The sequence below is a fragment of the Bradyrhizobium sp. genome (assembly GCF_049519115.1).
Taxonomy (GTDB): Bacteria; Pseudomonadota; Alphaproteobacteria; order Rhizobiales; family Xanthobacteraceae; genus Bradyrhizobium.
In genome coordinates this window covers 105,879-129,331 of sequence record NZ_JBEKRB010000001.1, presented here as the reverse complement: position 1 = coordinate 129,331, position 23,453 = coordinate 105,879, and the positions used below count along the sequence as shown (strand labels likewise).

Below are 23,453 nucleotides of genomic sequence, written 5' to 3'. Positions count from 1 at the left end.
GGTCGGTTCTCATGTCAATCCGAGAACATCAGCGAAGTTCCTGAGGCTCTAGGAGATGTCTCGAGGGAACAACGGCAGAGATGCGTTTATTAAACCGAGGTTGTGCGCCCTATCGCGTGGGGCTCGCTCGCCGCGCGCCGAACTCTGTCAAAAACATCGACACCGCAGCTTTGACGTGCCGGTCGATCTCGCTGGTCGTCGGCGGTTTCCAGCTCGATTGGACCAGACGGCACAGGTGAAATTGCGAGACCACCGCGCCGAGAAATAACCGCGCCGCCATGAGCGGGTCGTCGCAGCGCAACTCACCTTTTTCGCTGGCGTCCGCCAGATATTGCGTGAGCCGTGAAACCGTCAGGCCGGGGCCGCGCTCATAGAAGAGATCGCCGAGTTCCGGCGTCCACACCGCCTCGGCAACGACGGTTCGGAACAGAAACGATGATTGCCCCCGGCTGATCGCGCGCAAGAGATTGGTGCCGAGCTCCAACAGCACGACTTCCGGTTTCCCGCCACGCGTGATTCCGGTGTCGGGACCGGAGATCATCTGCGCTTTGCGGCCGACGATTTCGGCAAACAGAAGCTCCTTGCTTTCGAAGTGCCGGTACAGCGTTTCCTTGGAAGCGCCGGCGGCTTCCGCGATCACCTGCATGGTGGTCTCGGCGTAGCCGCGCTCGAGAAACATTTTCTCAGCAACGTCAATCAGTTCCACGCGGCGCCGATCGCCGCGCGGAACTTTTCGATTGACCACTTCTTTAGGCATGCGGGGGGCCTTGCAGAGCGCGTTGGAGGTGGCGGAACCCTTGTCTCTAACCGAACCATCAGGTACGGTTATATCCGGGGCGCTACACAAGTAGCAAGGCAAACGATTCTGGTGGTTCAAAGGGGCGCGCCCGATGGCGGTTGACGAAGTTGAGGCAACGAGCCGTTCGCCCGAGGCGACACGGGCCGAACGGCGCGGCCAGGAAGGCCAAGGGCCGAATCAAGTGCCGAACAAAGCACCCGACGAGGCAAAGCCCGACACCGGCAAGGCTCCACCTGCCGACAGCGGCAAGGCAGCGGCTGCGGCCGCCCGCGAGGAAACCAGAAAGAAGCGGCGGCCGACCGTCCTCATCGTTGGCGCCGTGGTGCTGGCGCTGCTCGCGATCGGCGGTCTCTATTACTGGATCACGACGCGCGGCATCGAGGACACCGACGACGCCTATACCGACGGCCGCGCCATTACGATCGCGCCGCAAGTCGCAGGCGCGGTGATCTCGCTCGACGTCAACGACAACCAGTTCGTCAAGCAGGGCCAGCCGCTGATCCATATCGACCCGCGCCAATACCAGATCGATCGCGAGCAGGCCGAAGGCGCACTCGCCACCGCCCAGGCGCAGTATCGCGGGCAGCAATACGGGCTGGAAGTCGCGAAGAAGAATTTCCCGGCGCAGCTCGAACAGGCCAAGGCCCAGCTCGAAAACGCCAAGGCGACCAAGGCCAGGACGCAGGCCGATTACGACCGGCAAAAAGCGCTGCCGAAGGCTGCGACGTCGCAACAGGATGTCGATGCCGCGGAGGCCGCGTTGAAGCAGGCCGAAGCGCAGGTGGCATTGGCCGACGCCCAGGTGACGCAAAATTCTCCGGTCACCGAGCGCGTCGGCGAGACGGATGCCGCCGTCGGCCAGCTCAAGGGCCAGGTCGAGCAGGCGCAGGCCAGGCTCGATCAGGCTAATCTCAATCTGTCCTGGACCGTGGTCAAGGCGCCGCAAGACGGCTGGATCACCAAGCGCAACGTGGAAAAGGGTAATTACGTTGCGCCCGGTCAGCAGATCTTTTCGATCGTCGCGACCGAAGTCTGGATCACCGCCAACTTCAAGGAGAGCCAGCTCGTCAACATGCGGCCCGGCCAGCATGTCGCGATCCGGATCGATGCCTATCCGCAGCTGCGGCTGGAGGGCCATGTCGACAGCATCCAGCTCGGCTCCGGTTCGAAATTCACGGCCTTCCCGCCTGAGAACGCCACCGGCAACTTCATCAAGATCGTTCAACGCGTGCCGGTGAAGATCGTCATCGACAAGGGGCTCGATCCCAACATTCCGCTGCCGCTCGGGATTTCGGTCTCACCGAAGGTCTCGGTGCAATGAGCGAGGCCGACCCCGCGGCGCCCGAAACGGCTAAGCCTGAGGCTCCCTGGAAGCCGCAATATAATCCATGGCTGATCGCGGTGATCGTGACATCAGCCGCGTTTATGGAGATTCTCGACACCACGATCGTCAACGTGGCGCTTCCGCATATTGCCGGAAGCCTTTCCTCCAGCAACGACGAAGCCACCTGGGCGCTGACTTCCTACCTCGTCGCCAACGGCATCGTGCTGACGATCTCCGGCTGGCTCGGCGACCTGTTGGGGCGCAAGCGCTACTTCATCATCTGCATCATCATGTTCACGGTCTGCTCGTTTCTGTGCGGCGTCGCACAGAGCCTGAGCCAGCTCATCGTCTTTCGCCTGATGCAGGGATTCTTCGGCGGCGGCCTTCAACCGAATCAGCAATCCATCATTCTGGATTATTTTCCGCCGGCACGACGCGGCGCGGCCTTTGGCGTCACGGCGATCGCCACCATCGTGGCGCCGGTGCTCGGTCCGACGCTTGGCGGCTTCATCACCGATCAAGTGTCGTGGCGCTGGATCTTCTTCCTCAACGTGCCCGTCGGCGCGGTCGCCGCCTTCTTCGTCTCGATCATGGTCGAAGACCCGCCGTGGGAAAAGAACCGGCGCAGCCGCGGCATCGATTATATCGGCCTGTCCTTGATCACCATGGGGTTGGGCTGTCTCGAAATCATGCTGGACCGCGGTGAGGATGCCGACTGGTTCCAGTCCAATTTCATCTGCCTGATGGGACTGCTCGCTTTCCTTGGGATATTGGGTGCAATCGGCTGGCTTTTGATCGCCAGGAAGCCGATCGTCGATCTGTCGGTGTTTGCCGATCGAAACTTCGCCGGCGGCTGCGTCATGATCGGCGCCACCGGCGGCATCCTTTACGCGAGCGCAGTCTTGATCCCGCAATTCGCCCAGACCGTGCTGCTGTATACCGCAACCTGGGCCGGGCTGATTCTGTCACCGGGCGGCATTGCGGTGATCATCCTGATCCCGTTCGTCGGCCGGCTGATGGCCGTCGTACAAATTCGTTATCTCATCGCCTTTGGCTTCACCATCATCGGCTGCGCGCTGGTTTATTCGAGCACGCTGGTGCCGAACATCGACTTCAAGACGCTGGTGCTGATGCGAACCTTCCAGACCGCCGGATTGGCCTTTCTGTTCGTGCCGATCTCGACCATCGCCTATATGACCTTGCCGCGGGAACTCAATGGCGACGGCGCCGCGCTGTTTGCGATGTTCCGGAATATTTTCGGTTCAATCGGCATTGCGCTCGGGACCTCGCAGGTTACGGAGCGCACCCAGGTCCATCAGAGTTATCTGGCGCAATGGACCTCGCCGCTCAACCAGCCGTATCAGGCGCTGGTAGCCCAATACGAACAGACGCTGCGGGGACTGGGCCGCGTCGGCGCCGCCGCGCATGATGCCGCCGTCGGGCGCGTCTATCAGGTGTTCCGGACGCAGGCCGCGATCCTCGGCTATCGGGACGTATTCTTTTACTGCGCGATCGTGGCGTTTCTCATTGTGCCCCTGTGCTTTCTGCTTTCGCCGAAGACCGGGGGCATGCGCCCCGGAGGGGGCCACTGATGTCGCGTTTCCACCGCCGCCGCGATGGCGTTGTTGCCGCGATGGTCGTGCTGCTCTCCGGCTGCGCGCTTTCTAGCTGTGCACTTGGGCCCGACTTCAGCGAACCGAATCCGCATCTGCCTGACAATGCGACCTTCAACGGCCAAGTAGTCTCGGACGCCCATCTGCCGGCGCCGACCGATCCCAACTGGTGGAGAATTTTCGGCGATCCGATCCTGACCAATCTCGAAAGCCGCGTCGCCGAGGCCAATCTTGATGTGCGGACCGCCGCGATCCGCATCGCAGAGAGCCGCTACCAGCGCGGCCAGGCCGCCGCGGCCGAATTGCCCAGCATCAACGGCGACGGCAAGTATCAGCGCGAACTCTACAGCAAGAACGGCATCATCAGCCTCCTGTCGCCCCTGCTCGGCCCGGGCAGCTCGGGCGGAATCCCGATTACGCCGATCAACGAATATACGGTTGGTCTCGACATGTCGTGGGAGCTCGACCTCTGGGGCCGCGTGCGCCGGCAGGTCGAAGCCGCCGACGCGCAGGTCGACCAGGCCGAGGATCGAAGACGGGACGCGCTGGTCTCGAGCCTTGCGGAGTTGGCGCGCAACTACATCCAGCTTCGCGGCACCCAGGACCAGATCCGGATTGCCGAAAACAACCTCAGGGTCGATCGCGACATCCTGCAGCTCGCCCAGCAGCTCCAGCAAAAGGGCGTGCGCAGTGGGCTCGATGCCGAGAATGCGGCCGCGCAAGTCGAAGGTATTCGCGCGCAACTGCCGGCCCTGCAGCAGCAGCAAATCCAGTATCAGAATGCGATTGCGCTTTTGCTCGACCTGCCGCCATCTTCGCTCAATGGCGAACTCGGCTATGGCCGCGCCGCGCTGCGGCTGCCGGCGCATGTTCCTCTCGGTCTGCCGTCGGAGCTGGCGCGAAGGAGACCCGATATCCGGCAGGCCGAAGATCAATTGCATGCCGCGACCGCCAATATCGGCGTCGCCATCGCCTCGTTCTATCCGAAATTCCAGCTCAACGGCCAAGTCGTGCTGGATTCGCTTCAGTTCTCTAGCCTCTATAACGCAAGCTCGCTGCAATACACGGCCGGGCCGAGCGTGACGATACCGCTCTTTGACGGCTTCCGGCTGCAAAGCTCGCTCCATCTGAGCGAGGTCCAGCAGGCCGAAGCCGCCATCACCTATCACAAGACGGTGCTGCAAGCCTGGCACGAGGTCGTCAACGCGATCGCTTCGCTGCGGCTCGAACAAGTCCGCCGCGCGCGGTTGCGCGCCCAGCTCGATCACACCCGCGCCGCGCTCGATCTCGGCCGCTCGCGCTACAATGACGGCGTCGCCGACTTCCTGACCGTGCTCGATGCGGAACGCAACCTGTTGCAGAACGAGCAGCAATTGGCGCAGAGCACAACCAATGTCGCGCTCGACCTCGTCACGCTGTTCAAGGCGCTCGGCGGCGGCTGGGAACAGACCTTGCCCGACCCGCCGAAGCCGATGGTGGTTCAGGTCAAGGAGACCGTGACGACAACCGATCCCGCGCCTCGATAGGAACGCGTTCCATCGCTTCACATCATTGATGCGAGAACATCGGCTTGCCCGGCACGTCGAGTTGCGCCGTCAGGATCGAGCCGCTGCCGGACTCCGTAATAAACAGCGTTTTGTTGTCCGCGCCGCCGAACGCCATGTTGGTGGTGTGAGGCTCGGCGCAGGTTCGGATACGGTAGACCGGCTCGCCGAGCGCATCGACCACCCACACCGCGCCCATGCCGACATGCGCGATAAACAGCCGGCCCTGGGAGTCGAGCGCCAGCCCATCGGGGCCGCCCCAGCCGCCCGAAAGCTGGATGTAGATTCCGACCTTGGCCACGCCGCCGTCGGGACTGAGCGGCACCCGCCAGATGCAGTTGCCGCGCGTCACCGCGAGATAGACCATGTTCTCGGCGAGATTCATCACGAGGCCATTCGGACTCGGCACATTATCGAGCAGACAGTCGAGCTGGCCTTTTTCGGTTAGCCGAAACAGCCGTCCGGTGGGATCGTGCAGGCCGGTGAGGCCCTGATCGGTGAAATAAAGATCGCCATTGGCGGCGAAGAAGAGATCGTTGCAGCCCTTGAACGGCGCGAGGCTGGCGCGGGTCAGATACGGCTTCACCTTGCCATTGACGGGGTCCATTTCCATGATCCCGTTCTTGTAGTCGGCGATGAAGATGCGGCCGTCCCGATGAAACTTCAGCCCGTTGGGCCAGCCGTCATACTCGGCGACGACGTGAAACTGGCCGTCCGCTGTGATCCGGTAAATGCGGCCGTTGGGCAGATCGACGCACCAGAGATGGCCGTTGCGGTCGAACGACGGCCCTTCGAGCAGCGAGCGCGCGGGACTTCCTTTCGGCTGATAGCGCGCCCACTCGTTGTTGGGATCGGCCTTGCGAAACTCCTCCGGCAGCCGCGCGAACACGCTGGTCGAGAGGTTTTTTGGCGGATGGAAAAACAAGATCGCGCTCCCTTACGCCGTCCGAACCGCCAACGCCGCCTCGCTCTCGCTCGGACCGATCGGCGTTCGCGCCAGCAGAAACACGGTCGCGGCGCCAAACGCCAGCAACGCGCCGGCAACGACGAACGCCATGTTGAAGCTGCCGGTCGATTGCACGACATAGCCGGTCACGATCGGCGCCATGATGCCGAAGATGTTGCCGCCAAGAATGAGCAACCCGGTCGCGCGGCCGCAATCGGCCGACGTGCGCAAGAGGTCGCCGACCATCGCGATATTCAGCGCGACCGCGGATGCCACGCCACCGAGCGCAATCGTGATCAGCACCAGCACGAGATAGACGTTGTCGACCAGCGGCGTCATCAGGATCACCGAGCCGAACAACATGCAGAGCGCCCCGAGCCGCCTGCGGCCGCCGACCCGCGCGCTTTCCTCATCCAGCATGCTGTCGCTCAGTTTGCCGAACAGCACGGTCAGGATCACCGCGCCGATGAACGGCAGCGACATCAGCGCGCCGCTTTTCAGGATCGACATCCCGCGCTCGGTCTGAAGATAATTCGGCAGCCAGGTCAGGAAGAAATATTGCGTATAGACCGCGCAGCCCTGCGTCACCATCAACCCGAGCATGGAGGGCGAGCTCAACAGCCCGCGCAGACCGATCGAATGTCCGTCGGCCGGCGTTGCTCCGGCGCTGCCGTTGCGTTCGCGCAAAATGAACGCGCGCTCTTCGTCCGAAAGCCAGCTCACCTCCTCCGGTTTGCGGAACCAGATCATCCAGGCGAGCAGCCAAACAAAGCCGATGGCCGCACAGATGAGAAACGTCATGCGCCAGCCGATCGCGCCGACGAGGCCAGCCAGAACGAGGCCGCCGAGCGCCGGGCCGAAATAGGCGCCGCCGTTGAAGATCGCCGTGAACAGCGCGCGCTCCTTCAGTGGAATCCATTCGCGGATAACGCGGCCCGCGGCCGGATAGGTGGTGGATTCGCCGACGCCCATCACCACGCGGGTCGCGATCAGCATGCCGAATCCGGTTGCCAGTCCCGTCAAGGCGGTCGCGATCGACCAGAGGCCGATGCCGGCCGCATTGACCGTGCGGGTGCCCAGCTTGTCGACGATCATGCCCATCGGGACCAGGCAGACGACATAAAGCCAGAGAAAGGAAGAGAAGAGATAACCGAGTTCGACCTTGCTGATGCCGAACTCTGCGGCAATCGGCGTCGAGGACACCGACAGCGCGACCCGATCGACGTAATTGATCGTCGCCAGCAGAAACATGAAAACGAAAATCCAGTACCGGCGCTTCATCTTCTTCCCCCCGATTTTTTGCGCCCACTGACGGAGCGCTGATTATTTGTTGATCAAGCAGTATGTCAGAGATTGCGGGCCCGCAAGTTGCCCGGCAGTACGCCGATACTGTCGGGCGCAAGCAGGCCCAAACCGCCGGCAATATGCCACCAGCCGTGATCGGCCTGACGAACGATCATGCACTCGGCGCTGACGCCCATGTGCAAACCTTCGTAGGAGTGACCGACCGCGATATGCGCGACCTCCTCCGGCAAACCGACCGTGAGGCAGACATGCATGCCGAACACCGAATGCCGAAACGTTGGCTCGCCGCTGTCGGCCGGATAGGCCTGCCACCGCGCACGGTTGCTCGGGTCGAACTCATACGGCTTGCCGACGTCGTGGCACACCGCACCCGCGATCAGGACGTCCCAATCGATGTGCACCTGCGGATATGAATGCTCGAATTCCTCCGCCATCGCCTTGGTCATGCGCACCACGCCGCGCAGATGTTCGGTCTGGTTTCCCTTACGCAGGATCGGGCCATTGGGATTGCCCCAGGGCGGAATGTCCCGGATGCGGTGGAAATCGGAACAGCAGAGCGAATAGCTCCAGGCCTCGACGCAGCGCGTGCCCAGCGCCTTGTCCGGCACCAGTTCGATCTCCGGAAAATCCTCGATCACGCCGGCGCGCGTTTCATCGGTGACCGGGCGGCGCAGGCTGGCGTAATGGTGCTTCATATTTTTGGCCATTTCGTTTTCTCCTGAAACGTCTAGTGCTCCGATTCCAAAGTTCGTATCATATCGCGGTTCCACGTTTGCGAACTTCGGAATCAAAGCAGCACTAGCTAACTATATGATCTAGTGCGGTTTCGAATTTGAAGTTCCTATGAAGAGATTGCCGCGAAACTGACAGGAACTTCAAATTCACCGCACTAGGCGTGTTGCGGCTCGATCGGCCGGCGCGTCAAAGTGAGCGTCGCCAGACAGCCGCAGAATAACAACACCGCCGCAATACGGAATGCCCACGTATAGCCGCCGGTCTCGGCGACCACGTATCCGGTGATGATCGGTGAAATCAGGCCGAAAAAGTTGCCGCCGAACGACGTCATGGCGACCACGCGCGAGACATCGCGCGGGTTGCGCAAGAGATCGCTGGCGAGCGTGAAATTCAAACCCGAGCCGGTCGTTGCCCCCGTCAGCACCACCGTCAGCACACACAATAGCTGGAACAGCCTGTCGACGACGGGGGCCAGCAGAATGGTCATCGCGAGGATCGCCATGGCCGCGATGAAGTTGCGGCGGCGGCCGGCCTGGACGTCCTTTGACGAAAGCACGCGGTCGCTGATGCGGGCAATCGTGACGCCAAGCACGACAGTGCAGAGATACGGGACCGCGGTGAGATAGCCCGTGTTCATGGTCGAGAGTTCGCGGGTCGACTGCAAATATGTCGGCAGCCACGTCAAAAACAGATAGGCAGTGTAGACGAGGCACGCTTGGGTCAGCACCAGACCCCAGACGCTGCGCTGGCGCAGGAGATAACCGGGCGAAGACGGCGGCGGCGCTTTCTCGGTCGCCACGCCGGTGCCGTTCCGCTCGTTAAGGATTTTTGTCCGCTCAATTTCGCTCAGCCAAGGGGCTTCCTCCGGCGGGGCGTACCAGATCCACCACGCGATCAGCCAAACAAAGCCGATCGCCCCCAGCACGACGAAGGCCACGCGCCAGCTGAACGAACTGACCAGCGCTGCGGTGAGAATGGCGCCGACCGCGGGACCCGCCGATGAGCCGCCGTTGAATAACGTCGTGACGAAACCGCGCTCGCGCTCCGGAAACCACTGGCGGATCGCACCGCCGCAGGCCGGAAAGGTCGTCGCTTCGCTTGCGCCCATCACGAGCCGCGCCGCCAGGATGGTGACAAAGCTGCCGGCCGCGGCGGTCAGCACGGTGGCGGTCGACCAGATCGCGATGCCGCCGCCGACCATGTTCTTGATGCCGACCCGCTCGACCAGAAGGCCGAGCGGAATCAGGCAGACGACGTAGGTCCACAGGAAGCCGGAAAACAAATAGCCCATCTGCACCGGCGAGAAGCCGAACTCAGCGACAATGGGTCTGGCGGCGACCGACAATGCGATGCGGTCGATATAGTTGATGATCACGACGGTAAAAATCAGCAGCGCGACCCATCCCCGGCGATAGCTCACATCATCCCCCACGGTAGCGGCGTTCGAGTTCGTCAAACTTCGGTTTGGACACGGTCTGCTGGCGAACGGCGAAATCTGCAAGGTGATCGGCGACCGATGCCAGCGCCCCCTCCTGCTTCAACGCCTTCAGCACGTCGTGAGAGGCCTTGAGCGCCGCCTGCAACGCCGCGTTGGCATAGAGCACGCAGCCGAAACCAAGCTCTGCGAATTTCTGCCGCCCCAGTTCCGGCGTGCGGCCGCCGAACACGATGTTGGCGACCTGCGGCACGATGAGGCTTTTCGCAATCTGCGCCAGTTCCTCGGCCGAGGTCGGCGCTTCCACGAAGGTCACATCGGCGCCAGCCTCGATCATGGCGCCGGCGCGATCGATCGCGGCGGAAAGACCGAGGACGGCGCGTGCATCGGTGCGCGCCACGATCTGGAGATCACTGTCTTTCCTTGTATCGACGGCGGCCTTGATCTTCGCCAGCATCTCCTCCAGCGGCACGACCTCCTTGCCGTCGAAATGGCCGCACTTCTTCGGAAACACCTGATCCTCGATCTGGAGCCCGGCCGCGCCTGCCCGTTCCAGCACTTTCACCGTGCGTACCATGTTGACGGCATTGCCAAAGCCGGTGTCGGCATCGACCAGCAGGGGAACGGCGACCGCGTCCGAAATCGCCGCGACGTGGCTGGCGATTTCGGTCAACGTAGTCAGACCGATGTCGGGCGCGCCGAGATACATATTGGCGACACCGGCGCCGGTGACATAGACGGCCTCATAGCCGAGGTCCTCGATGATCCGCGCAAACAGACCGTTGGCAGCGCCGGGCAAAATCGTCCCCTCGCGGCGGCTGAATATGGTCTTCAAGATCGTGGTCGGCCTTGTCATACCAATCTCCTGTCGCGGCCTATCTCGCCGTAGTATCCGGTCGCCGCGCGAAACGCCGCCCCGCGCGCAGCATCAGCGTATTGGCGGCAATAGCGATCACAACGATCACGGTCACGATCGCCGTCGACAGCGGCACGTTGTTCTGCGCCATGCCGTTGACCAAAAGAAAGCCGAGGCCACGCTGCGATGAAAACATTTCTCCGATCAATACACCGAGCAGGCTTAGCGAAAAGCTGATGCGAAGGCCGTTGACGATATCAGGCAGGCACGCCGGCACCAGGACCCAGCGCATGGTACGCCCGGGCGAAAGCCGCAATACTTTGGCGGTGCGGACCAGCACCGGCGGCAGGTTGCGCACCGCGCCCAGCGTGAACAGCGTCACCGGCACCAGCCCGTGCATGACGCCGAAGGCCACCTTCGCAGACATGCCGAGCCCGAACAGCAGCAACACGACCGGATAGAGCGTCACTTTCGGGATGGTGTAGAAGCCGGCCAAAATCGGCTCGGCGACTTCGCCGGCAAAGCGCCTGACGCCGAAGATCAAGCCGAGCGCAAGGCCGATCAGCGCCGACAACATGAAAGCGAGACAAAACGCTGCAAGCGTCGCCGCCGCATGATCCCAGAACATCCAGGTACGGAGCAAGCCAAAGAGATACACCAGCGTCAGCAACGGCGGCGAGATCGCTACGCCTTGGGTCCAACTCCCGACCGCCTGCCAGAGCGCCAGCATCACCAGCGTGAGTACGATGGCGTCGAAGCCACGGAAGCGGCGGCGCACCGCGATCGTCGCCTGCTCGTTTTCCAGTGAGAGGTCACTCATCCCCGTGAACGGCGGCGCGCCAATCGCCCCTCCCATACATAGAGAATGCCGTTGGCAGTCACCGCGACCAGCAGCACGAACAGCATCGCGCCATACATCGTTCTGTTGTCGAAGCTCTGATAGGCAAAGGAAATCGCGTAACCGAGCCCGGTGCCGGACAGGATGAATTCGCCGGCGATGACGCCGATCAAAGCGTAACTCAATGCGAGCTTGAAGCCGGTGAACAGATGCGGCAATGCCGCCGGCACTACGATCCACCACAGCGTTTGCGCTGGCGTCAACCGATGCACGCGCGAAAGCTTCATCAAGACGGGCGCTACGCCATCGAGACCGGATAGCGTTGAGATCACAACCGCCGGAGCGGCGGAGAGAATGCCGAGCACCACCAAAGGCGCATTGCCGAGCCCGAGAAGTGCCACCAGCAACGGATAGAAGATGAAGGTCGGCACCGAGTAATAAGATGCAAGCAGCGGATCGGCAACATCGCGCAACCGAGACCAGCGATGGATCAGCGCGCCCACCATGGTGCCAAGGACGACGGCCAGCAGGAAGGCGATCAGGATCGTCGAAAATGTCGTCGCGATGCTGGCGTTGAGCTCGCCGGAGCCGATTTGATCGACCATCGAGGCAATCATCTCACTCGGCGGGATCACCGCCAGGGAATCGACGAGGCCGGTGCGGCAACAAAGTTCGAGCAGAACGATCAACGACGCCAGGATGGCGGACCGCACGATGAGCGCGGCGTGCCGCCACCTCATGCCGCCCGGCCCATGGTCTTGAGTGATTCCTCACGCAGCGAAGACCACAGCCGCGCGGTCAATGCCCCGAATTTCGGGTCGGAGACGATGCGGCTGTCGCGATCCCTGGGCCATACGGTCTCGATCATGTCGATGAAGCGGCCCGGCCGCGCGCTCATGACGCCGACCCGATCCGACAGCATCGCGGCTTCATCGAGCGCATGCGTGATCAGCAACACGGTCGCGCCGGTCTCGCGCCAGAGCCGCAAAAGCTCGTCGCCCATCAGTAATCGCGTCTGCTGGTCCAGTGCACCGAAAGGTTCATCGAGCAGGATCAAACGCGGCCGCAACACCAGCGTCCGCGCGATGCACACGCGCTGCCGCATCCCGCCGGACAGTTGCGCCGGATAATGACCGGCGAATTGCGCGAGCCCCATGAAATCGATGGCGTGATCGACGCGATCGGCCACTTCCTTTTTCGGCAGACCCGACGTGCGCAGACCGAACGCGACGTTGTCGCGCACGCTCAGCCACGGTAGGCTCGCATCTTCCTGGAACACGACGCCGATGCCGTCCGGCACCTCGCCGTGCAATTCCTTGCCCTCGAAGCGCACGCTGCCACTGGTCGGTGCGACCAGGCCCGCGGCCACATCGAGCAAGGTCGACTTGCCGCAACCGGACGGGCCGACAATGGAGAAGAACTCGCCGCTGCGGATCTCGAGATTGACCGGGCCCAGCGCCTGCAAGCCGGATGGTCCGCCATAACGGCGAACCACCTCACACAGCTGTATCTGCGGCTGCCCACTCATCGCCAGCCCCTCATTGCGTCGGACGCAGGTCCGCCGGCAGATAGGACGTATCGACATATTTCGGCCAGTCGACATCGCCCTTGATCTGTCCTGTGATCTGAAGACCCTCGACCATGTGGTTCATGGCGGGATAATCGAGCCGGCCATCGCTCCAGTAATTCTCCTTGATCAGTTCGCGGATGTGATCGCGAAAGAGATCGGTGTGCGGATTGTTGTAGGCTTTCGCCGTGATGTCGGCCGCCTCATCCGGATGATCGAGCGTATAGGCTAATCCCTCGCGGCGCGAATTGACGAGGCCCTTGATGATATCGGCATGCGACTTGGCATATTCGGCCGTGGTGATCATCACGGTCTGCATCATGCGCGGGTCAAGCACGTCGCGCACCATAAACAGCGGCCGCACCAGTTCCTTGTTCTGGGCGATGATCAATTCGTCCGAGAAGCCCGCATCGACCGCGCCGCTGCCGACGGCGGAGATGTTGGCGCCGAGATCACCGGCCGGCACCAGCTTGACTTGCTGGGGCGTCATGCCGTTGGCCTTCAGCGCCATTAGGATCAGCATGTTGCTCACCGAGCCCGGCGCCGTATAGGCGACCTGCTTGCCGAAAAGATCTTTGATGGTGTGAAGCGGCGAATCCTTTTTCACCAGCCACATCTGGTCGGCGACCGACCAGGACCCTGCGCCGATGATGATGAGCTTCTGGCCCGAGTTGATCGCCTGAACGGCGGCCGCGAGCGAGACTTCGCCGAAGGGAATGCCGCCCGCGAGCGTGTTGCGCACGGCCGTGCCGCCGCCCGCCGCGGTGAGGATGCCGGTGACGTCGACGCCATTCTTCTTGAAGAAGCCCTTCTCCATGGCGACCGCATAGGGAACGCCATAGAACTGCCCGCCCCAATGCGTCACCGTGATGGTCTCGGCCCGCACGCCCCGAGATTCACCGGCGAGGATGATAGCGCCTGCAACAAGGAGAAAACCAAGGCGCCGAACAACCGGATCCAGCACCCGTCGAAAGCGCGAAAGCGAACTTCCCTGTGTCATGGCGTCATCCTTCTTTAAGAGACGGTGCGAGGATTTCCTGATTGAGACACGCGACGATTGTTCCTAACGCTCGCTCCCGCTGAGGCCGTGGCGCTTTTCGAACGCATGCACGGCGGGAAAGCCCATCAATTGATTCATTTCGGAGAACGGCAGCATCGGCGCGTTGGCGCCGGTGCCGATCCCGTCGGTCTTCAGATGGCGATAGACCTGTTGCAGGGCGCCGGCCGCCGTCAAAAACCCGGAGCCGGGATAAAGCGCGATCTTGAAGCCCATGGATGCGAGTTCGCTGGTCGACAGATACGGCGTGCGGCCACCCTCGACCATGTTCGCCAGGAGCGCCGCGCCCTTGAAGGTTTCGGCAATACGACGCAATTCCTCGAGACTCTCCGGGCTCTCGACGAACAGCACGTCGGCGCCGGCTTCCAGGAATCGCTCCGCTCTGCGCAAGGCGGCGTCCAGCCCTTCGGCATAGCGCGCGTCAGTCCGAGCGACGATGAGAAAATCGCGGCTTGGTCGTGCATCGACCGCGACACGAATTTTCGCAACCGCATCGTCCGCTGCAATGACGCGGCGAAACTCCGTGTGGCCGCATTTCTTGGGAAATTCCTGATCCTCGAGCTGAATGCCGGAGGCGCCGGCGGCGGCATAACCGCGCACCGTGCGATCGACATTCAGCAATCCGCCATAACCGGTGTCGCCATCGGCCAGAAACGGCAGATTTGTCGCGCCGGCGATGCAGCGCACGCGATCGAGCATTTCGGTGAAGGTCGCGGTGCCGGCATCGGCTACGCCCAGTGCCGAGGCGACGACGCCATATCCGGTCATGTAAAGCGCATCGAAACCGATGCTTGCCGCCATTCGCGCCGAGATGCCGTCAAAGACGCCCGGAAGCGTCAGGCACTCATCGCGTTGCAGCAGCGCACGAAGCGGTGTTGCCCCAGCCAAGCCGTCCTCCTATCGTTTCCTTCGGCGGAATCCCTGTTTCAAGGGCTTCCGCCATTATTCTTTTTCCAGACTTGGTCTTTTGCGACTTGGTCTTTCCCGGAACTCCGGCGCCACGTTGCGCCAAGCCCAGCCCCTCGATTCCTAGGGGTTATCTGGCAAAAAGCAATACTGGCCGACGGCCTCCACCAGCCGATGGCGCGGTTGAAACCTGAGGTAATCGAATGCTGCGATGCGTACCGGCAATAGAAATGGACCATGAATTGGAATCGGCAGCGCAGCATCAAACTCATTATGTTCCGACAGCCTTCGTTTTCACCATGTGAGAAGGGAAGGCGGCCGATGGGAGGTACCTCGACAAGAAGAAGACTTTGGTCGAAATAGCCCCCATGACCGACCGCATGCCATAACAGACGCGCGGTTGGCGCGAGAGTGCCACCTAAATCAAGGAAACGAACCATGAAGTTGAATCGATTGATTGCCACCGGTGTAAGCGCTTTGGCGCTGCTGCATGCTGGCGCCGTCTTCGCGGCCAACATCGATATCTCCGCCCATGACATTGGCGGGCAAGTCACCGGCGAAAAGGGACCGGAAGCCGGCGTCTGGATCATCGCCGAGACCAAAGACCTGCCGACCAAATATGCGAAGATCGTGGTGACCGACGATCAGGGCCGCTTCGTCATTCCCGAACTGCCGGACGCGAACTACAAGGTCTGGGTTCGCGGCTATGGCCTGACCGACAGCGCGCCCGTCGAGTCAAAACCGGGCAAGCAGGTGGACTTCAAGGTCAAGCCGACCGCTTCGCGTGCCGCGGACGCGCAGCTTTATCCCGGCATGTACTGGTATTCGCTGATCGACATTCCCGCGCCCAGTGAGTTTCCCGGCACCGGCGCCAAAGGCAACAAGATGCCCGACACGATGAAGAGCCAGGCGCAGTTCGTCGATACCGTGAAGAACATGTGTCAGTCCTGCCACGCCATTGGCACGCGCGGCATCCGCGAAATACCGAAGATGTTCACCGATCAGGTCCCTAATTCGGAAACCGCCTGGGCGATCCGCACCCAAGCTGGACAAGCCATGGAATATATGGCGACCGCGATCAACAGCATCGGCCCCGACAAGGTGCCTGAAGTTTTCTCGAAGTGGACCGACAAGATAGCGGCCGGCGCATTGCCGTTCGACAAGCCGGAGCGTCCGAAAGGCGTCGAGCGCAACGTCGTGTTCACGCTGTGGGACTGGGCCTCGCCGACGCACTATCAGCACGACGCGGTCTCGACCGACAAACGTAATCCGCATGTCAATGCCAACGGGCTGATCTACGGATCGCCGGAAGAGAGCACTGACCTGATTCCGACGCTCGATCCGATCAAGAACATCGCCTCCACGATCAAGGAGCCTTACCTCGATCCCAACATGACGGGTTCGGCGGACGCGCCGCACGGTACCTCGGCCTATTGGGGCGACGACGCGATCTGGGACGGGCACACGAGCATCCACAACGTGATGATGGACGAGCAAGGCAAGGTCTGGTTCACCGCCAAGCTGCGCCCGCCGGCTAACCCCGATTACTGCAAACAAGGATCGGAACTTCCTTCCGCCAAGGCCGATCCGCAGGCGACCGCGGTGCGCGAGCTGTCGCGTTTCGATCCTGCGACCGGCAAATGGGATTTGATCAACACCTGCTTCACGACCCATCACCTTTATTTCGGACACGACGCCAACCAGACTTTGTGGATGAGCGCCGGCGGTCCGGGCACCGGCGGCGGCTATGTCGGCTGGCTCAACACCAAGCAGTTCCGCGAGACGCAGGACGGCGTCGCCTCACAGGGCTGGACTGCGCTCGTCATCGACACCAACGGCAACGGCAAGCGCGATGCCTATGTCGGCGCGAAGGATCCCGTCGATCCGACCAAGGACAAGCGCATCGCCGCTTCGTTCTACGGCATCATGCCGAGCCCAGTCGACGATTCGATCTGGGGTCAGGCAATGGACCGCGGCTTCTCGCGCATCGATCAGCCCGGCTATATCATTCGCCTGACGCCGGGCTCCGATCCCGCCAACACCGCGCTCGCCGAAGTGTACCAGCCGCCGGAAGGCACGTTCGGTCCGCGCGGCATCGACATCGGGCTGGATGGCGTGGTTTGGACGGCGCTCTCAAGCGGCCATCTCGGAAGCTTCGACCGAAGGCTGTGCAAGGGCCCGCTCAACGGCCCGACCACCGCCGACGGCAAACAATGTCCGGAAGGCTGGCACGTCTATCGGCTGCCGGGGCCGCAATTCAAGGGGCTCGATCCCAAGGGCAGCGCCAACCACTCCTATTATGTGTGGGTCGATCGCTACAATGTGCTCGGCCTCGGCGCCAATGTGCCGATCGCCGAAGCCAATGGTGCCGAAGCGCTGATGGCGCTCGTCAACGGCGAGTTCGTCACACTGCGCATGCCCTACCCGCAGGGCTTCTTCACCAAGAATGTCGACGGCCGGATCGACGATGACGCCAAGGGCTGGAAAGGCCGCGGCATCTGGACCACCTCCGGCACGCGCGCCAACTTCCACGGCGAAGGCGGCAAGGACGCCTATCCGAAAGTGTTCAAGGTGCAGATGCGGCCCGATCCGCTGGCGCATTGATCGCTTAAAACAGCTCTTCGAAATAAATCGGGCTCCGCGCCATATAGGTTGCGGAGCCCGATTTGCATTCCCGGCTGACATTGTCTTCACGCGGTAGCTGGCCTAAAGGGGGACTCACCTTCTCAGTTAGAGCCGCATGCCAGCCAACGAAACCCGCGCCGCCAGCCTGCTGACGTCAATCCGCACGTGGATTCGCCGCTACCGGCTGCAATTGATCCTGGCGCTTCGGGTGACGGTCGGCGCGTTGTCGGCCTTCGCACTGGCGCAGGTCCTGCACCTGCATCTGCCGCTCTGGGCGGTCCTGACCTCGGTGATCGTGACCCAGATGAGTCTGGGCCGCTCGGTGAAGGTGGCAAAAGACTATCTGATCGGCACCTTCGCAGGCGTCGCCTATGGCGGCGCGATTGCGATCCTGATTCCGCACGACAGCGAATGGGCGCTGCTCGCGGTGCTGGCGCTGGCAATCGCGCCGCTCGCCTTCATCGCTTCGTTTCGCGCCAATTTCAACGTGCTGCCGGTGACCGCGATCATTGTGCTCTTGGTCCCGAGCATGCAGCATGTCAGTCCGGCGGCTTCGGCGCTCGATCGCGTGCTGGAGGTGACCGTCGGCGGGGCTGTCGGCTTCGTCGTCTCCTTTCTGCTGTTTCCGTCGCGCGCGCATGCGATCACCATCCAGGCCGCGGCCGACATGCTCGACCTGATGGCGGATGCGCTCTCGAAATTTCTGGAAGACCACACCCGCGAGCTGGATCAGGCGGAACGCCGGCGGATCCAGGACGGGATTGCCTCGGCGCTGACGCGGTTGAACATGACCGGCGCCGAAGCCGAGCACGAGCGCAATGCGCGCCTCACCTCAGGCCCCGATACCGGGCCCCTTCTGCGCACGCTGTTACGGCTGCGCCATGACATTGTATTGCTCGGCCGCGTCGTCGGCTGCGAGTTGCCGGAGGAAGTAACAGAACGGCTGACGCCGCCGCTCGAACATATCGAGGCCGCCGGGCGCGATTTCCTCCGCGCCAGCGGAGCGGCATTGCGGGACCAGAAACCGCCACCATCGCTGGATGCGGTAGAGGCCGCGTTCCGCGATTACATCGAGGAATTCGGCGCGGTGCGATATGAGGGACTGACGCGCGACATGAAAAGCGAAGCGGCGGAAAGGTTTTTCGCGCTCGGCTTCGCGCTTGAGCAGCTTCGCGAGCACATGTTCGAGGTGCATCGCGTGGTCGGCGAATGGGTGCACGAGTAGTTCGACAATACCGCGCCAGCTGAACAATTATTTTCGAAAAAATTTTCGGTCGTTATCCGATCGCGTCGATCGCACTCACATTCCTTTGATATGTGAGGTGTCTCACAGGCTTTTCCGACGAAAAGCGGCACGATCCATGCCTTGATCACGAAGCAGAGCTTACCCCATGAGCGATGCGTCATTGCCTAAAAATGAGATTTTCCATTCCGAAATAATTTCATCTCAACCTCAAACGAATCAACGCCGGGCGAAGCGAAAAGGATTTTTAGCCGCCGTTCTCGAGGCCTTGCATCATTCAAGGCGCCTGGAGGCGCAACGTATTCTTCGACGATATCAGCACTTGATTGACAGCGCGGCTCCGCACCAGGCCCGCGATCCCATATTGAAAGGAATTGACGATGACGCTGAGTGAGCGGCGCTCTGAACGCAAAATTTCGATTGTTCGGTTGAGCGAGTACGCGCTGTTGGTGGCGACCGCGATCGGCTTTCTTGCTTTGCACATCTTGACCGGCTCGACTTTCTGGCCGGCTTCCAAAAATGCCGCCGCGACCAACGAACCGGCCAAACTGTTGTCCGGCGACTAGTGTCCCGATTCCGAAGTTTGGCCCCTCATTTACGAACTTCGATGCTGCGTGCGTGGTGCCTGCCCGGTTAGGCAGGATCAGGCGCGGTCAAACCGCGCCAGCGGATTTCCGCCAGCCGTCGTCCGATGCGAATGCTGAACGGTCTGCAAAACCGGGCGCGCGAGCTGGCGAAATTTGGCCCGCCATTCGCCGAACCAGCTCCTCAACAAGCCAGAGACTTCCTCGGTGCGCCGGTGTTCGGCTTCCAGCCGCACTTCGGCCTGGGTCGAAAAATCGATGGTTGGCAATTCGCGCTGCATAATAATCTCCGGATCGAATGGGCGATGAAATGGGACGCAGCTACTTGGTAGCTACCTTGCGGCTATCTGATCGAGACGATGAACTGGCGGGCGTTGACCGGCTTTGGACTGAGGCGCCGGCCCCACGATCAGCCAGATGGCTATTCCGGTAAACGCCGCCGCAAGAAAGGTCGGAATCGCGATCGTTTTGCGCCGGGGCATATGATGACTATTCAGAGGTACCTGATGTGCTGGAAACAGGACCGGCAATATTCGCGATAGATGAAGCGAAGAATGAATGTCATGGCACCAACTCCATTGTTGATTGCATGACCAAGACTGCGGCCCTTGTGTTGCGGGCCGATTTCGTCGCCAGCCAAAATCGATGTCGTCGGGCCGGAAAATGGTTTCTGCTCGATACCTCCGGTAACCCCTCCGCCGGGCCCGTAATTTGCCAAAGTATGAAAAAGCGACGCGTTGCATTTGAGCAACACCGCGTTATTAAACTGTGGTTCCAGCGATTTGGCCGTTGCTTGTCCAACCCACCGCTCGAAAATGGCCGGCATGACACGTGGTATCCGACCCCATTGGAGACGGTGATCATGCACCCGCGGTTAGTAGCATTGGCCACGTTGTGCCGAGAGATAGCGATGCCGGCTTCGGTTCTCGCCTGCCTCGCTGTGCTTGGTTCTGCTGATGTCGGTAACACCGGCGCGTCGGTCGCCGAGCGCGCTGCGCCGCCGGCCATCGAAACGGCGCCCGCCGTTCAACCACCGCCGATCGCGTTTAGCGCCGCCAATGTGGGTGATGTCACTAGGTCGATGACCGAAGACCCCGCCAAAGCCGCGATCAAACCTGACACGGACAAATCCGATATAGACCCGATCGTCACCGCCGCGTTGGCCAATTCACCGGAAGTGGCGCCGGCTGAAGCTCCGCCGAAGCCGGCGGCCGAAACGAAGGTGGCGTCTCTGGAGCCTGGCGATGTGGATCAAGCCAGTGGTTCGAACGCCGCCGGTTCGAATGTCGCCAGTTCGTTCGAAGTTCTCGATCAGTGTCCGCCTGAGGACGCCTGCATCGACCGTTATCTTTGGGGGCTTTACCAACGCACGCCCAAGGAAGACGCGATCAGGGTATCGGAACAGAGAAAAGTATCCGTCAAACGAAAAGGCCGGATGGTGACGGTCACGAGGACCTTCACGACCGTGACCGATGAAGACTTTTCGTGGAAGGATCCGAGGGCCGCCGACAAAGTCGGCATGCCCGCGTCGGATTATGTGATCGGCGGCATCGATCGTGATTTCAAAGTGAAGCTGTTTCAGATGCTTCGCGCCGCCGACAAAGCGGGACTGTCGCCGGGGATCACCAGCGGCTTCCGCGACGACTATCGCCAATCGATTGCGAGCGGCCTCAAGGCGGCCAACGACAGGTCGTATCACGGCGGCAGTTCCCACGGCGGCTACGGTCACGGGCTTGCGGCCGATATCGTGAGCGTCAACGGCACAACGCGGGCGCAGCGACTGGTTGCCAGCGAAATCCTGTGGAAATGGGTCGATGACCACGGCAAGGAGTTCGGCGTCGGCCGGCCTTATCTCGATCGAGACCCGCCGCATGTGGCGCCGGTCGACGGCAAGGAATACGCCGATCACCACCCTGGAATGAAAGCCCGGCAGGAAAAATCGTCAGCCAAGCTCGCCTCACGGGAGCATCGCGGCGCCGGAAAACGGACGCGAACCGCAAGCTAGCTGGAATCGTTTTCAGGCCGCTCAAGCCACCTTCGTGGAATCCTTGATCGAGGACTTGTAGCGCTGCAGGGCAAACGCCTTGTCGCTCGATGCGATCAGTGCTTCGAGAATCCGCGACATCGTTTGAAAGTCTTCGCGCGTCAGCGATCCGAACTCGACGTCGTTGATCTCGCGCTGATAAGGCGCAAGCTTGCGCAATAGCGCCCGGCCTTTTTCAGTGATGGCGAGCGAGATCCGCCGCCGGTCGACACTATCAGGCTTCTTTTCCGCCAGACCCAGTGTCTGCAGTTTGCTGGTGACGGTGGTGACGAAGGCGCCGCTCATATGCAGATGGTCGGCAACCGTCTTGACATTGACATCGCCGTCGAGGCCGAGATGGCCGATCGAAATCAGGATCGTATATTCGATACCGGCAAGCCCGATCTGCTTGGCATGATTGTCGCGGATCGCCTCATGGCGTGCCATGAAGGCGAAGATGTTGTGCACGAGTTTGCGAAAGTCGCGGTCGGTGCCGTCGTTCAGCAGTTCAGTACGGGTCACCGTCAACGGCAGACCGCTCCGCGACTGGACGGGTTCGTTGCGACGCGGCGCCGGACTGCGCTCAGGTTTTGCTTTTTGGCGCGACAAGGAAATTCTCCAGGTGATCGGCAGGTCCCGAAATCGGTAGGCGCGAATCGTGCTCGTAAGAAATCAGTACGATGTCCTGATGCCGCCGATCAACTGACGACCGGCAGCACGTTGATGTCGTAAGCGTGACGCAACGCGCGGCCGAGCACCGGATCTTCCAGCTCGACCTCAAAACGGCTGGCTGGACGAATGCCGCCGATGGCGGCAAGCGTGCCGCAGAACATCACGGTGCCCGGCGCGAGCGGCTTGCCCCACCGCGCGATCAGGTCGGCCGGCGTCCGCATGCCGGCCAATGTGCCGTCTTGATACGCAACACGATCTCCGTCGATGGTCGCGAACGCACGCAGCTTGATCTGATCCCAATGCGCAACAACATCATCCAGCAGCCAGAGTTCGCGGCCAACAGGTTTGCCGCAGAGCTGCTTGGACAGTGCAATACCCATCGTCTCCGCCTTGCGATCGGTGTGATCGGACCCGACGGTCAGCCACAGCCGCCCGCCATGCGCGACCACGACCGGCTCGGCCTCGCCTGAAGTGTCCGGCCCCAGCACCTGAAGGTGCGAAGTTTGAGTCACATTCAGCGTCGCGTTTCGGTAGAATACCGGGACCGAAGACGGCCGCGGCACCCCGATGGCGGCAAGCTCCTCGATATGATGGCGCAAAGCCGCCTCGTCGCGGCCGGTCCAGCCGGCAACGACCAGCGTCCCGACGTCGAAGCCGATCCGTTCGCTATCGCCCTGCCGCGGGAGCAAGTGGAAATCGAGCATGCCGCGAAACGCCTCCTTCGCACTTTCGTAAAATACTTTGAAAACTAGCTAAGTTATGGAGTATATAACCCAAGGCCGTTCCGGAGGCCAGCGCCCACTTTCCAAAGTTCGTGCACGATCGCAGCACCAATAGGCGGTACCAGCATGGATTCCCGCAAATTCCGCAATGCCCTTGGCCAGTTTCCGACCGGCGTCGTGGTGGCAACCGCACGCACGCCAAACGGCGAGCTGATCGGGATGACCATGAGTTCGTTCAATTCGGTCTCACTCGATCCGCCGTTGATCCTGTTCAGCGTGCATCGGGGAACGTTGAGCTTTGCGGCCTGGCAATCGGTCTCGCATTACGCCATCAACGTGCTGAACGAGGATCAAGAGCAGGTGTCCAACCGGTTCGCGCGCGCGGGCGGCAATAAATGGGAAGACATGCCCGCGCTCACTTCGCCCAGCGGCGTGCCGATGCTCCCCAATGCCGCCGTGGTGTTCGAATGCACGAGCCATGCGCGCTACGACGGCGGCGACCACGAGATCTTCGTCGGCCGGGTCGAGGCCATGCACGAACATGCCTTCACCCGCGGCCGGCCGCTCGTATTCTTCGAAGGACGTTATCGCCAGCTTGCGAGTGCTGCGACCGCCCACGCGCCACCGCCGGAAGCCGAGCTTCTGCACGGCTGGTGAGG

The 23,453-nt window shown here is 61.7% G+C and carries 24 protein-coding genes; 9 read left to right on the top strand and 15 right to left on the bottom strand.

Features of this window, described 5'->3' with window-relative positions; translation table 11 throughout:
* Positions 1–109: 109 nt before the first annotated feature.
* On the bottom strand, positions 110–706 hold the full coding sequence (locus tag ABSE61_RS00660) for a TetR/AcrR family transcriptional regulator (RefSeq protein ID WP_423869122.1): 597 nt from the start codon (positions 704–706) through the stop codon (positions 110–112).
* Between the two features lie 184 nt (positions 707–890).
* On the opposite strand from ABSE61_RS00660, the gene ABSE61_RS00655 reads away from it, so the two are divergent.
* The 3 genes from ABSE61_RS00655 to ABSE61_RS00645 are packed head-to-tail and all read left to right on the top strand — an operon-like array spanning position 891 to position 5,262.
* Entirely contained in the window at positions 891–2,120 is a 1,230-nt protein-coding gene (locus tag ABSE61_RS00655) for an HlyD family secretion protein (protein ID WP_423869121.1), read from the top strand.
* Positions 2,117–3,715, top strand: a complete 1,599-nt coding sequence (locus ABSE61_RS00650) for a DHA2 family efflux MFS transporter permease subunit (protein ID WP_423869120.1) — start codon at positions 2,117–2,119, stop codon at positions 3,713–3,715. The genes ABSE61_RS00655 and ABSE61_RS00650 overlap by 4 nt, the downstream gene beginning before the upstream one ends.
* Positions 3,715–5,262, top strand: a complete 1,548-nt coding sequence (locus tag ABSE61_RS00645) for an efflux transporter outer membrane subunit (protein WP_423869119.1) — start codon at positions 3,715–3,717, stop codon at positions 5,260–5,262. Before ABSE61_RS00650 ends, ABSE61_RS00645 begins: the two co-directional genes overlap by 1 nt.
* Before the next feature lie 22 nt (positions 5,263–5,284).
* Here ABSE61_RS00645 and ABSE61_RS00640 read toward each other — a convergent pair whose 3' ends face one another.
* From ABSE61_RS00640 to ABSE61_RS00595, 10 genes are all read right to left on the bottom strand, one after another.
* A complete protein-coding gene (locus tag ABSE61_RS00640; protein ID WP_423869353.1) occupies positions 5,285–6,208 on the bottom strand; it encodes an SMP-30/gluconolactonase/LRE family protein in 924 nt (307 codons plus the stop codon).
* A gap of 9 nt (positions 6,209–6,217) precedes the next feature.
* A complete protein-coding gene (locus tag ABSE61_RS00635) occupies positions 6,218–7,507 on the bottom strand; it encodes an MFS transporter (protein WP_423869118.1) in 1,290 nt (429 codons plus the stop codon).
* Positions 7,508–7,572: 65 nt separating this feature from the next.
* Positions 7,573–8,238 carry an HD domain-containing protein gene (locus ABSE61_RS00630; RefSeq protein ID WP_423869117.1) on the bottom strand — a complete coding sequence of 222 codons (666 nt, stop codon included), beginning with the start codon at positions 8,236–8,238 and terminating at the stop codon, positions 7,573–7,575.
* A 182-nt stretch (positions 8,239–8,420) separates the two neighbouring features.
* Positions 8,421–9,686, bottom strand: a complete 1,266-nt coding sequence (locus tag ABSE61_RS00625; RefSeq protein WP_423869116.1) for an MFS transporter — start codon at positions 9,684–9,686, stop codon at positions 8,421–8,423.
* Position 9,687: 1 nt separating this feature from the next.
* Positions 9,688–10,557, bottom strand: coding sequence for an isocitrate lyase/PEP mutase family protein (locus ABSE61_RS00620; protein ID WP_423869115.1), 870 nt, complete (start codon positions 10,555–10,557; stop codon positions 9,688–9,690).
* 19 nt (positions 10,558–10,576) lie between these two features.
* A complete protein-coding gene (locus ABSE61_RS00615; protein ID WP_423869114.1) occupies positions 10,577–11,377 on the bottom strand; it encodes an ABC transporter permease in 801 nt (266 codons plus the stop codon).
* Positions 11,374–12,135 carry an ABC transporter permease gene (locus ABSE61_RS00610; protein WP_423869113.1) on the bottom strand — a complete coding sequence of 254 codons (762 nt, stop codon included), beginning with the start codon at positions 12,133–12,135 and terminating at the stop codon, positions 11,374–11,376. The genes ABSE61_RS00615 and ABSE61_RS00610 overlap by 4 nt, the downstream gene beginning before the upstream one ends.
* Complete coding sequence (locus ABSE61_RS00605; protein ID WP_423869112.1) at positions 12,132–12,923, bottom strand: ABC transporter ATP-binding protein; 792 nt, start codon at positions 12,921–12,923, stop codon at positions 12,132–12,134. Before ABSE61_RS00605 ends, ABSE61_RS00610 begins: the two co-directional genes overlap by 4 nt.
* A 10-nt stretch (positions 12,924–12,933) precedes the next feature.
* Entirely contained in the window at positions 12,934–13,962 is a 1,029-nt protein-coding gene (locus tag ABSE61_RS00600; protein ID WP_423869111.1) for an ABC transporter substrate-binding protein, read from the bottom strand.
* Between the two features lie 63 nt (positions 13,963–14,025).
* Positions 14,026–14,907, bottom strand: coding sequence for an isocitrate lyase/PEP mutase family protein (locus tag ABSE61_RS00595; RefSeq protein WP_423869110.1), 882 nt, complete (start codon positions 14,905–14,907; stop codon positions 14,026–14,028).
* A gap of 456 nt (positions 14,908–15,363) precedes the next feature.
* Between ABSE61_RS00595 and ABSE61_RS00590 the strand changes: the two genes are divergently transcribed.
* From ABSE61_RS00590 to ABSE61_RS00575, 4 genes are all read left to right on the top strand, one after another.
* The gene (locus tag ABSE61_RS00590) at positions 15,364–17,529 is read left to right on the top strand and encodes a carboxypeptidase-like regulatory domain-containing protein (protein ID WP_423869109.1); all 2,166 of its coding nucleotides are present in this window, start codon (positions 15,364–15,366) and stop codon (positions 17,527–17,529) included.
* 136 nt (positions 17,530–17,665) lie between these two features.
* Positions 17,666–18,775 carry an FUSC family protein gene (locus ABSE61_RS00585; protein ID WP_423869108.1) on the top strand — a complete coding sequence of 370 codons (1,110 nt, stop codon included), beginning with the start codon at positions 17,666–17,668 and terminating at the stop codon, positions 18,773–18,775.
* A 166-nt stretch (positions 18,776–18,941) separates the two neighbouring features.
* Positions 18,942–19,187 (top strand): hypothetical protein, encoded by a 246-nt coding sequence (locus tag ABSE61_RS00580; protein ID WP_423869107.1) that lies wholly within the window; start codon positions 18,942–18,944, stop codon positions 19,185–19,187.
* Complete coding sequence (locus tag ABSE61_RS00575; protein ID WP_423869106.1) at positions 19,174–19,359, top strand: hypothetical protein; 186 nt, start codon at positions 19,174–19,176, stop codon at positions 19,357–19,359. The genes ABSE61_RS00580 and ABSE61_RS00575 overlap by 14 nt, the downstream gene beginning before the upstream one ends.
* A gap of 77 nt (positions 19,360–19,436) precedes the next feature.
* On the opposite strand, the gene ABSE61_RS00570 is transcribed toward ABSE61_RS00575, so the two are convergent.
* Positions 19,437–19,658, bottom strand: coding sequence for a hypothetical protein (locus ABSE61_RS00570; RefSeq protein WP_423869105.1), 222 nt, complete (start codon positions 19,656–19,658; stop codon positions 19,437–19,439).
* 212 nt (positions 19,659–19,870) lie between these two features.
* Entirely contained in the window at positions 19,871–20,203 is a 333-nt protein-coding gene (locus tag ABSE61_RS00565; protein WP_423869104.1) for a hypothetical protein, read from the bottom strand.
* Between the two features lie 84 nt (positions 20,204–20,287).
* Here ABSE61_RS00565 and ABSE61_RS00560 point away from each other — a divergent pair, with 84 nt between their 5' ends.
* Complete coding sequence (locus tag ABSE61_RS00560) at positions 20,288–21,382, top strand: D-alanyl-D-alanine carboxypeptidase family protein (protein WP_423869103.1); 1,095 nt, start codon at positions 20,288–20,290, stop codon at positions 21,380–21,382.
* A gap of 21 nt (positions 21,383–21,403) precedes the next feature.
* Here ABSE61_RS00560 and ABSE61_RS00555 read toward each other — a convergent pair whose 3' ends face one another.
* Entirely contained in the window at positions 21,404–22,009 is a 606-nt protein-coding gene (locus ABSE61_RS00555) for a MarR family winged helix-turn-helix transcriptional regulator (RefSeq protein ID WP_423869102.1), read from the bottom strand.
* Positions 22,010–22,098: 89 nt separating this feature from the next.
* The gene (locus tag ABSE61_RS00550) at positions 22,099–22,776 is read right to left on the bottom strand and encodes a DUF2848 domain-containing protein (protein WP_423869101.1); all 678 of its coding nucleotides are present in this window, start codon (positions 22,774–22,776) and stop codon (positions 22,099–22,101) included.
* Positions 22,777–22,920: 144 nt separating this feature from the next.
* On the opposite strand from ABSE61_RS00550, the gene ABSE61_RS00545 reads away from it, so the two are divergent.
* Positions 22,921–23,451 carry a flavin reductase family protein gene (locus ABSE61_RS00545; RefSeq protein ID WP_423869100.1) on the top strand — a complete coding sequence of 177 codons (531 nt, stop codon included), beginning with the start codon at positions 22,921–22,923 and terminating at the stop codon, positions 23,449–23,451.
* Positions 23,452–23,453 lie beyond the last annotated feature (2 nt).

Excerpts from the sequence above, each read along its gene's own strand:
- ABSE61_RS00550 (WP_423869101.1), bottom strand. The coding sequence starts at position 22,776 with ATGCTCGATTTCCACTTGCTCCCGCGGCAGGGCGATAGCGAACGGATC.
- ABSE61_RS00620 (WP_423869115.1), bottom strand. The coding sequence starts at position 10,557 with ATGACAAGGCCGACCACGATCTTGAAGACCATATTCAGCCGCCGCGAG.
- ABSE61_RS00610 (WP_423869113.1), bottom strand. The coding sequence starts at position 12,135 with ATGAGGTGGCGGCACGCCGCGCTCATCGTGCGGTCCGCCATCCTGGCG.
- ABSE61_RS00570 (WP_423869105.1), bottom strand. The coding sequence starts at position 19,658 with ATGCAGCGCGAATTGCCAACCATCGATTTTTCGACCCAGGCCGAAGTG.
- ABSE61_RS00580 (WP_423869107.1), top strand. The coding sequence starts at position 18,942 with ATGAGCGATGCGTCATTGCCTAAAAATGAGATTTTCCATTCCGAAATA.
- ABSE61_RS00600 (WP_423869111.1), bottom strand. The coding sequence starts at position 13,962 with ATGACACAGGGAAGTTCGCTTTCGCGCTTTCGACGGGTGCTGGATCCG.
- ABSE61_RS00565 (WP_423869104.1), bottom strand. The coding sequence starts at position 20,203 with ATGCCGGCCATTTTCGAGCGGTGGGTTGGACAAGCAACGGCCAAATCG.
- ABSE61_RS00585 (WP_423869108.1), top strand. The coding sequence starts at position 17,666 with ATGCCAGCCAACGAAACCCGCGCCGCCAGCCTGCTGACGTCAATCCGC.
- ABSE61_RS00650 (WP_423869120.1), top strand. The coding sequence starts at position 2,117 with ATGAGCGAGGCCGACCCCGCGGCGCCCGAAACGGCTAAGCCTGAGGCT.
- ABSE61_RS00630 (WP_423869117.1), bottom strand. The coding sequence starts at position 8,238 with ATGGCCAAAAATATGAAGCACCATTACGCCAGCCTGCGCCGCCCGGTC.
- ABSE61_RS00545 (WP_423869100.1), top strand. The coding sequence starts at position 22,921 with ATGGATTCCCGCAAATTCCGCAATGCCCTTGGCCAGTTTCCGACCGGC.
- ABSE61_RS00635 (WP_423869118.1), bottom strand. The coding sequence starts at position 7,507 with ATGAAGCGCCGGTACTGGATTTTCGTTTTCATGTTTCTGCTGGCGACG.
- ABSE61_RS00655 (WP_423869121.1), top strand. The coding sequence starts at position 891 with ATGGCGGTTGACGAAGTTGAGGCAACGAGCCGTTCGCCCGAGGCGACA.
- ABSE61_RS00645 (WP_423869119.1), top strand. The coding sequence starts at position 3,715 with ATGTCGCGTTTCCACCGCCGCCGCGATGGCGTTGTTGCCGCGATGGTC.
- ABSE61_RS00615 (WP_423869114.1), bottom strand. The coding sequence starts at position 11,377 with ATGAGTGACCTCTCACTGGAAAACGAGCAGGCGACGATCGCGGTGCGC.
- ABSE61_RS00590 (WP_423869109.1), top strand. The coding sequence starts at position 15,364 with ATGAAGTTGAATCGATTGATTGCCACCGGTGTAAGCGCTTTGGCGCTG.
- ABSE61_RS00560 (WP_423869103.1), top strand. The coding sequence starts at position 20,288 with ATGCCGGCTTCGGTTCTCGCCTGCCTCGCTGTGCTTGGTTCTGCTGAT.
- ABSE61_RS00605 (WP_423869112.1), bottom strand. The coding sequence starts at position 12,923 with ATGAGTGGGCAGCCGCAGATACAGCTGTGTGAGGTGGTTCGCCGTTAT.
- ABSE61_RS00575 (WP_423869106.1), top strand. The coding sequence starts at position 19,174 with ATGACGCTGAGTGAGCGGCGCTCTGAACGCAAAATTTCGATTGTTCGG.